This window comes from Brevundimonas sp. CURTG3B2_SDJG, from assembly GCF_057364705.1.
In genome coordinates this window covers 1-7,223 of sequence record NZ_JBNFOJ010000156.1, presented here as the reverse complement: position 1 = coordinate 7,223, position 7,223 = coordinate 1, and the positions used below count along the sequence as shown (strand labels likewise).

The following is a 7,223-nucleotide window of genomic DNA, read 5'->3' as shown; positions in this document are numbered from 1 at the left end:
GAGGCCGGCTCCGCGGGCGCCTGGGCCGCCGCGGCGGCTCCGGTCAGCAGGGCCGCGAGAGCGACGGCGGAGAAAAGCGCTCGACGGGACGCGGGCATGCAGGACCTCGACACGGCTCGATACTGAAAGAAAGGGCGGCGCGACCGGCTGGCCGCGCCGCCCCAGGCCAGGAGACTAGAAGTTGGCGCGCAGGCGCAAGCCGACCGTCCGCGGCTGGTTCAGGAACAGGACGTTGACGACCTGGTCCGACACCAGCTGCTTCTCGACAATGGTCTCGTCGAACAGGTTATTGACATAGCCCTCGACGCGATAGCGGCCGTTGGAAGGCTCCCACCCCGCGCCGATGTTGACGGTGACGTAGCCGCCCTGGCGAGCCCAGAAGCCGCCTTCGCGGGCTTCGGTGCTGCGCAGGAAGGGGCTGGTCAGCGGCGCCGTCGGATCGATCGTGGTTCCGGCCATCGAGGCCTTGAAGGCGTCGTACGCCGCCTGCCCCGCCGCATCGCCGGGCCGCGCGGTGAATTGGATCACCGGCAGCTCGTTGTAGATGTTGAGGTAGTAGGACGACCGGTAGTTGGCCAGCAGATGGAAGTCGGCCCGGCCGCCGAACAGGTCGACGGTCTGCTGCAGGTGGGCGTTGAGGTTGACCTTGGACACGTTCGGCAGGTCGTTGCCCGCGATGTCGATGTTGAAGTTGGGGGTGCCGTCTCCGTAGTCGGTGCCGCGGGTGTCCGTCAGGGCGCCTTCATCGGCCTGGGCGTCGATGTAAGAGCCGATCAGATCCAACCGCATGCCGTAGGGCAGGTCGAACCGGGTCTCGACCTCGAAGCCCTTGATGGTCGACTGGGCGACGTTGATGTTCTGCTGCGAGAAGCCGGCGCTGGCGCCGCCCGGGCCTGAGCCCAGCGAGACCAGGGTCTGGAACACCTGATCGGCGTAGTCGTAGAAGAAGACGTTGGCGTTCAGGTCGATGCGGCCGCTGGCCGGGCGGAAGGTGTTCTTGGTTCCCAGTTCGAACAGCGTCACCGATTCCGGTGCGAACGTGGGCGCCGTCGACACCCCGTTGATGACGATGGTGTCGTTGAACCCGCCAGACTTGTGACCCGTCGAGATCGTTCCGTAGAACAGGTTGTCGGTCGTCCAATCGAATTCGAAGCCCAGGCGATAGTCGCTGAACGAGTCCTCGTAGGACCCGACCTGTTCGCCCGGCGCCGAGATCTGGAAGAAGCTGTGCTGGCCGTTCGCGGGGCAGACCTGGCCGCCGTAGGACGGCTGGGTGTCCGGACGATTGACGCAGGTCCCGTTCGGCCGCGACCCGTCGGCGACGCCGGCGATCTGGTCCAGGAAGGTGTCGCGCGCGCCGGGGGTGAACGCCTCCAGGAAGTATCGGGCCGCCGCCTGGTTGTCACCCGGCGTCGGCGGCGCATAGGTCGATCGGCCGGTGAAGTTGGGCCGGAAGCCCTCGGTGCCGATCCGGGTCGTGAAGCAGCAGCCAAAGCCGTCCGATCCAAGCCCCAGCACCCAGTTGCCGCCGATGCCGCGCCGCGACTTGCTTTCCTCGGTGTAGCGATAGCCGGCCTTCAGCCGCAGCTGATCCGTGACGGGATAGGTGATGTCGAAATAGGCGGCGAAGGAGTCGGACTGGACGTCCGGGAAGGTGAACTCGGTGCCCGAGTAGAACTGGCCCTTGTCCACCAGGGACAGGTAGCCGACCTGCTGGCTTTCCTTGAAATAGAACAGGCCCGTCGACCAGACCGTCTCCGCGCCGGGAGCCGACGTCAGCCGTAGCTCGTGGACGTCCGATTCCGACAGCGTCAGCCAGTATTGGGTGCCGAAGTTGTCGTAGTCCACGTCGCCGGCGCCGTAGCCCGGGCGCACCACGCCTTCGTTAGAGGCGTTGACCTGGTAGTAGTCCACGCTGCGCCGGCTGCCGGTGTATTCCAGGACCGCCGGGCCGAAGTCATAGGACGCGTTCAGCGCCAGGCCCCAATTGTCGTTCTCCACCATGCCCTGCGGACCCCGGTACAGAACCTCGCGCAGCTCAAGCTGGTCGGGCGTGCCGCCGCCGACCAGGCCGTTGCGGATGTTGGTCGCCGGATAGCCGGTGCCGCGCTCGGACTCGAAATCGCCCATGAACGTCAGGCGGAACCGGTCGTTGGGCTGATAGAGATAGGTCGCGCGAGCCGAGAACAGCTGCTGCTCGCCGGTCGGGTCCAGGGTCTCGTCGTTGCCCACATTCTCGTAGGCGGTGCCTCGATCCACCCCGTAGACCGCCAGCCGCAGCGCCTGGTTCTCGCCGATCGGCATGTTGACGGCGCCTTCGTAGCCGTAGGTGTCCAGGGTGCCGATCTCGCCCTGGATGAAGCCTTCCGTCACGCCAAGGCGCGGCATGTTCGGTATGATGTTCAGCGTGCCGGCGACGGCGTTGCGGCCGCGCAGGGTGCCCTGCGGCCCCTTGGCGACCTCGACGCGGGCCAGGTCGAAGAACAGGCCGCCCAGGCCGCGCGGGCGGGGCAGGTAGACGCCGTTCAGATGGGTCGCCGCCGACGGATCCCCCAGCTCGGTGTTGTTGGCCGTGCCGACGCCCCGGATGTAGATCTGGACGTTGCCTTCCTGGTTCGAGATCGACAGGCCCGGGACCGCCGACTGCAGATCCTCGATCTGGTCGATGCCGACGGCGCGCAGGTCCTCGCCCGAGATGGCCTGGGCGACCCCCGCGTAGTTCTGCAGGGTCTGCTCCCGGCGCTCGGCCGTGACCACGACCTCTCCGATCTCGGTCGGATCTTCCTGCCCCTGGGGCTCCGTCCGTCCAGCATCCTGGGCGTGGGCCGCGCCGGCGGTCAGCGCCAACGAGGCGCAGCCGAGCAGCATCGAACGCTTGAACCGCATCATGATCTTCCCTCCCGCGGACCCTGTTCTTCAGGGTTCCTTGACGGTGCGCGACGCCGCGCCCCCGTTTCCACGAGACAAACTGTCCTCGTTTGACAGCGCTGTCAAATTGGTCTGCTCCGCCTATCCCTGCGTGGATTGTCGTTCCACCAATGCATAGTCCACCTGAACCGCGGCTCCGGGGACGCCCCGAGACGCCGGCAGGAGCAGGCGTGTCGCGGCCGCGGCCATCTCGGCCACCGGTTGCCGGATGGTCGTCAGGGGGGGCGTGCTGAGCATGGCGCTCGGCGTGTCGTCGAACCCGCAGACGGCCACGCCGCCCGGCGTTGAAAGACCAACGGCCGCGGCGGCGTTCAGCACGCCCAACGCCATGTCGTCGTTGCTGGCGAAGATCGCAGTCGGCCGATCGGGTGCCGCCAGAAGCGCCTCCCCAGCCCTGCGCCCGGCCTCGAAGGTGAAGTCGCCCTCGACGACCAGGTCGTCGGGCGCCGCGAGTCCGTGTTTCGACATCACGGTCCGAAACCGTCGCGACGGCGCGGCTCGGCGGCGTAGCTCACGGGCCCCGAGACGAAGCCGATTCGGCGATGGCCCAGGGCGATCAGGTGCTCCGTCATGTCCGCGGCCGCCTGCCGGTCGTCCATGAAGACCCGCATTCCGCGGCCGAGATCGGTCTCCGCGCCCAGGCGCACGAAGGGCGTGCCGTTTCGTTCCAGGACGTCCATCACGCGAGGATCGTCGGAGTTGGGCGGCGTCAGCAGGACGCCGTCGGGCCGCAGCGCGCGCAGCAGCGACAGAAGCCGCGCTTCAAGGCTGGGCGAGCCGTAGTCGACCAGTTCGACCAGCAGGTGGTGGTCGGCCCGGCGGCACTCGACCAGGGCGCCGTATTCCAGGCGGCTGAGATAGTCGTTGCCCCGCCCGCTGCGCCAATGCTCCAGCGTCAGCTCGGCATCGACGAAGGCCGCAATCAGATAGGACGACGCGCCTGCCAGGGTCCGCGCCGAAAGACTCGGTCGATAGTCCAGGGTCTCGACCGCCGCCCGGACCTTCGCTTCAAGCGCCGGGCTGACGTTGGGCCCGCGATTCAGCACTCGGGACACCGATTTGATGGAGACGCCGGCCAGGGCGGCCACATCGTAGATCGTCGCGGTCATCCTGACGGTCGTCTCCCCCTGCCGGCGACGGCGCGCCAGCGTCGGAACCGGTATGCTGCGCCGGACAGGCGCCGCGCAAGATTTCCCTCGCCGCGGATCGCGACTTTGGACAATCTCCCTCGCACCATGAGGGCTCTCCCAGACCTTGAGGGCGCTCCGCCCGCGCCCGTCGGCGCCGGCTTCATCGCCGCCCTGACGCTGGCCTACGTCGCGCCTTCGTCGCCTTCGTTCCCTTGCTGAGCCTGCTTGTTCCGTTGCAGGCCGAGATCTTGGCGCCCGCCGACAAGGTGGGTCTGCTCAGCCTCGTCACGCTTTGGGGCGCGCTCGTCGCCAGCGGGGCCAATATGACGGTGGGCTGGGCCAGCGACCGCACGCGCCACGCCTGGGGCCGCCGCCGTTCCTGGATCGTGGCCGGAGCGGCCGGCGTGGTCCTCGCCTACGGCGTCATCGCCGCCGCCTCCACGCCGATCGCGCTGGTCGTGGGCGTGATGCTGTTCCAGTTGGCCTTCAACATGATGTTCGCGCCGCTGACCGCCGTGCTCGCCGACCGGGTGCCTGACCGGCAGAAGGGGCGGGTCGCCGCCTTTCTGGGCCTCGGCGCCCTCTGGGCGCCCTCTCCGGGGTGCTGATCACGGCCCCGCCGTTCGTCGGGGCGCCGATGAGGCTGGCCTTGCTCGGGACGTTGGTCGTCGCTTGCCTGTCGCCTTTCCTCGTCAGCTATCGCGAACCTCCTGTCTCTCCCGAGCGCGAGACGCCCGGCGGACCTCGGCCGGCGCTCTCGGCGGACTTCGGCTTCGCCTGGATTTCGCGTTTCTGCCTGCAGATCGCCGCCAGCGTCGTGAACGCCTACATGCTGTTCTACCTGGCCGACTATGCGCGCTACGCCGAGCGTTTCCCCGGCTCCACCGTCGAAAGCGGGCTGGCGCGGCTGATCGCCCTGTCGACGGCGCTAATCGTCGCCTCGGGCTTTCTGGGCGGATTGGCGTCCGACCGGCTGAACCGCCGCCGGAGCTTCATCCTGGTCGCCGCCGGCCTGATGGCGGGCGGGCTGACGGTCTTCGCCGCCTGGCCGGCGTGGCCCGGCCCCTTGGTCGGCTACGCTCTCTACGGCGTCGGCTTCGGCCTTTACACCACCGTCGACGCCGCCCTAGTCGCCCAGGTGCTGCCGTCCCGAAAGGACATCGCCCGCGACCTCGGGATCATGAATCTGACCAACACCCTCCCCGCGGTTCTGGCGCCCCCGCTCGCCCTGATCGCCTTGGGCCCAGACCGTCAGGCCTGGCCTCATCTGATGGGCGCCGCCGCGGCGATCGCGTCCTGGGCGGCCTCGCCGTGCTGGGCGTGCGGCGGGTCCGCTGACACCAGAGTTGTTCGGCCGGAGGGGGCGGCGGCCTTGACCGTCACGGCCGGCGCTGTTGCCCTTCCCGCCGGCCGCCCCCGTCCGGAGTCCATGATGTCCCGCCCCCTGATCCGGCTCCTCCTGGCCGTCCTCCTCCTGCTGGGCGGCGCCTCCTCCGCGACGGCCGGGCCGGCGGATCGTCCGACCGCACGCGAGGCCGCCCAGGCGATGGGCAAGGGCTTCAATCTCGGCCAGATGTTCGACAACACCCAGCACGCCGCCACGCTCGAGGCCGCGCGTCCCAAGATCGACGCCTATTATGCCCGCGGCTTTCGCCTAGTCAGAATCCCGGTGACCTGGACCGAGACGGTCGACGGCACGACCCTGGCCGATCCCGAAACCGGTCGCGTCGACCTGGCCTCTCCCCGGCTGGCCGAACTGAAGGCGGTGATCGACTACGCCCTGTCGCGGCCAGGCCTGTACGTCGTCCTGAACGCTCACCACGAATCGCGCCTGAAGGACCACGGCCGCGCCGAGGTGCTGGCGCGGCTCTGGGCGGACATCAGCGAGATCCTGGGCGACCGCGACGGCCGGCTGATGTTCGAGATTCTCAACGAGCCGCACCTCAGCAACAAGGAGGCGATGGCGCCGGAGACGCTTCGGGCCATGACCGGTCAGGCCTACGACCGCATCCGCAGAGCCGACCCGCGGCGCATCGTCATCATCGGCGGCAATCAGTGGTTCGGCGCGCACGAGATGGCGGCGGCCTGGCCCGACCTGGACGCCGTCGGCGGCGGCCGCGACCCCTACGTCATGGCCACCTTCCACCACTACAATCCCTGGACCTTCAACGGCGACAACCAGGGCGACTACGCGGACGCCTGGACGGAGGAGGACGTCGCGGGACCGATGCGGGTGATGGCCGACTGGGCCCGGACGGTGGGCGGGGGCATGCCGGTCTTCATCGGCGAATGGGGCGTCGGCTGGAAAAGCCGCCTCTCCGTCATGGACTGCAACAACATCCGCCTGTGGTACGCCCGCTTCGACGCGGTCCACGCCCGCGCGGCCGGCATGCCGACCGCGGTCTGGGACGACGGCGGCTGGTTCCAGGTCTACGACCACGATGCGCAAGCCTTCTCCAGCAACCTGATCGACTGCATCGACGGGGCCTGCGCCTGGACGGGGCCGGACCGCTTCAATCGGGCGTGCGTCTGAGGCGACATCGGCTCGGCGGCTCGCTTCGAGATCGATCGTCTCTTAGTGAAAATCCCGTGATCCCGGCAGAATCCGCACGTCCCGCGGATGCCGCCAGCGGCCACTCCCTTCCGCCGGCGCGTGCGCCGTCCCCGGCGTCGGGGCCTGGCTCAGCCGGCCCAGCATCGGCGTCCAGTCCTCCAGCTGGTCGACCACCAGGTGGGTCACCCCCTCGGCGGTCTGAACCTTGCCCCGGGCCAGCACCATCCGCGCGCCCATCGCCACGGGCCTCAACCGCTCGAACACGTCGGGCCACAGCACCAGGTTGGCGATCCCGGTCTCGTCCTCGATGGTCATGAAGCATACCCCCTTGGCCGTGCCTGGCCGCTGGCGCACCAGCACCACCCCGCTAACCGCCACGCGCCGCCCATTGGGCTGTTTGGCGTAGGCCTCCGTGGTCAGGGCGCCCGCCTGGTCCAGCCGGTCGCGCAGGAAGGCGGCGGGGTGGCCCTTCAGCGACAGCCGAATCGCCTGGTAGTCGCCGATCACCTCTTCCGACGGCGTCAGCGTCGGGCAGGGCGTCGGGCGGGCGGCCGTCGGTCTCGTCCAGCCCCATCGCCTCGAACAGCGGGGCCGGGGGCCGCCCGGCGGCG

At 69.1% G+C, this 7,223-nt stretch carries 6 protein-coding genes; 2 read left to right on the top strand and 4 right to left on the bottom strand.

The genetic code is table 11. From position 1 onward, the window contains the following. Positions 1 to 174 precede the first annotated feature (174 nt). From AC2W7C_RS11400 to AC2W7C_RS11390, 3 genes are all read right to left on the bottom strand, one after another. Positions 175 to 2,889 (bottom strand): TonB-dependent receptor, encoded by a 2,715-nt coding sequence (locus AC2W7C_RS11400; protein WP_486001544.1) that lies wholly within the window; start codon positions 2,887 to 2,889, stop codon positions 175 to 177. A gap of 120 nt (positions 2,890 to 3,009) precedes the next feature. Then, complete coding sequence (locus tag AC2W7C_RS11395; RefSeq protein ID WP_486001543.1) at positions 3,010 to 3,396, bottom strand: substrate-binding domain-containing protein; 387 nt, start codon at positions 3,394 to 3,396, stop codon at positions 3,010 to 3,012. Further along, a complete protein-coding gene (locus AC2W7C_RS11390; RefSeq protein WP_486001542.1) occupies positions 3,396 to 4,037 on the bottom strand; it encodes a LacI family DNA-binding transcriptional regulator in 642 nt (213 codons plus the stop codon). The genes AC2W7C_RS11395 and AC2W7C_RS11390 overlap by 1 nt, the downstream gene beginning before the upstream one ends. A gap of 233 nt (positions 4,038 to 4,270) precedes the next feature. Between AC2W7C_RS11390 and AC2W7C_RS11385 the strand changes: the two genes are divergently transcribed. Both AC2W7C_RS11385 and AC2W7C_RS11380 read left to right on the top strand, forming a co-directional pair. Continuing rightward, a complete protein-coding gene (locus tag AC2W7C_RS11385) occupies positions 4,271 to 4,666 on the top strand; it encodes an MFS transporter (protein WP_486001541.1) in 396 nt (131 codons plus the stop codon). A gap of 41 nt (positions 4,667 to 4,707) precedes the next feature. After that, on the top strand, positions 4,708 to 6,591 hold the full coding sequence (locus AC2W7C_RS11380; protein ID WP_486001540.1) for an MFS transporter: 1,884 nt from the start codon (positions 4,708 to 4,710) through the stop codon (positions 6,589 to 6,591). Between the two features lie 42 nt (positions 6,592 to 6,633). Here AC2W7C_RS11380 and AC2W7C_RS11375 read toward each other — a convergent pair. Continuing rightward, on the bottom strand, positions 6,634 to 7,223 hold a 590-nt coding region (locus tag AC2W7C_RS11375), incomplete at its 5' end, for an OB-fold nucleic acid binding domain-containing protein (protein WP_486001539.1).

What these genes read in the sequence shown, in the direction of transcription:
- AC2W7C_RS11400 (WP_486001544.1), bottom strand. Translation starts at nt 2,889, where the DNA reads ATGATGCGGTTCAAGCGTTCGATGCTGCTCGGCTGCGCCTCGTTGGCG.
- AC2W7C_RS11395 (WP_486001543.1), bottom strand. Translation starts at nt 3,396, where the DNA reads ATGTCGAAACACGGACTCGCGGCGCCCGACGACCTGGTCGTCGAGGGC.
- AC2W7C_RS11390 (WP_486001542.1), bottom strand. Translation starts at nt 4,037, where the DNA reads ATGACCGCGACGATCTACGATGTGGCCGCCCTGGCCGGCGTCTCCATC.